This is a genomic window from Halobellus sp. Atlit-38R, from assembly GCF_003665925.1.
GTDB lineage: Archaea > Halobacteriota > Halobacteria > Halobacteriales > Haloferacaceae > Haloquadratum > Haloquadratum inordinatus.
Map to the genome: position 1 here is coordinate 1 of NZ_QXIJ01000050.1, position 1,072 is coordinate 1,072.

1 protein-coding gene is annotated in these 1,072 nt (G+C 54.9%); it reads right to left on the reverse strand.

Going from position 1 to position 1,072, the window contains the following annotated elements; genetic code table 11:
• Nucleotides 1–4 precede the first annotated feature (4 nt).
• A protein-coding gene (locus tag D3D02_RS18000; RefSeq protein WP_121571313.1) for an IS630 family transposase occupies nt 5–1,026 on the reverse strand; the annotation gives its coding sequence in 2 pieces (ribosomal slippage) (nt 5–520 and nt 523–1,026; 1,020 coding nt in all).
• Nucleotides 1,027–1,072 lie beyond the last annotated feature (46 nt).

The window sequence follows — 1,072 nt, forward strand, 5'->3', positions numbered from 1 at the left end:
ATACTCACGGACATAAGTACGTAAAGACATCTGGAACTTTAATTCGGTTGAGTGCAGAGAGCGCAGCATCACGAAGGTCGTCGAGTGTGTCGAACAGACAGTTCCCTAGTTCTTGATCGAGTTGTCGCCAGCACTCTTCCGCGGGGTTCAGCTCCGGTGAACCCCGCGGAAGGTAGCACAGTTCGATCGGTGTATCTTCGACGAATTCCTGCACTGCGTTGGCCGTGAAATACGAAGCGTTGTCCAGAACGACACAGATTTTCTCACCGAATTCGGTCTGGAGAGCGTCTAGCAAGCGAATCGTCGTGTCGCTGTTGAAGTTCTCAGCACAGGGCAAAAAGAACGTCTCGCCGCTGTCGCTCACTGCACCGAGCAGCTTGATGCTGTCCCACGCGCCCGTCACCGGCAGTGACGGGCGCTCCCCTTCCGGAAACCACGCATAGATCAGCGTCGAGAGTACCTGACGCGTCTGATCGATGGTCAGGATCGTGTATTCATCGTCCAAGTTGTCGCGCTTTTTTTGAATCCTTCCTGCCAGGCTTCTTGAGCTCTTTCGTCGGATTTGTGGAACTCCGGCCGGGCTGTCTTCCAGGACAGCCCGGCCTCAGACATCAATCGGCGGACGTGCCGCTCACAGTACTCAACGTCGAATTCTTCGGCAAGATAGTGACGAGCCAATGGAACAGACCACGCGGGCGCGTCTAGTCCAACTTCCTCAGGTGATTCGTGAAGTGCTTCAACGAACTGCTCGTGTTGCTCGTCAGTGAGCTCAGACGGTCTCCCAGAACGGTGTTCGTCGTAGACAACTTCCTCGAACGGCTCGTCGGCGAGCCGTTCGAGTCGGTCAAGCCAGCGTGAAAGCCAGCCAGCAGTATATCCATAGCGTTCAGCAACATCTTCCAGCTTCGCTTCGTCTTCTTCAAGATAGTTGATCGCCGCCATAACCCGCTGTGTCGGTTTCTTTCCCTCGACCTCCGCCAAGACCTGGCGGAGGTCGTCGGTAGACACGTTGTCGAGGGAAGCCATATCGAAGCAACGTACTCCTGTTTGAAAAATATTCAGCCGTCAGTAT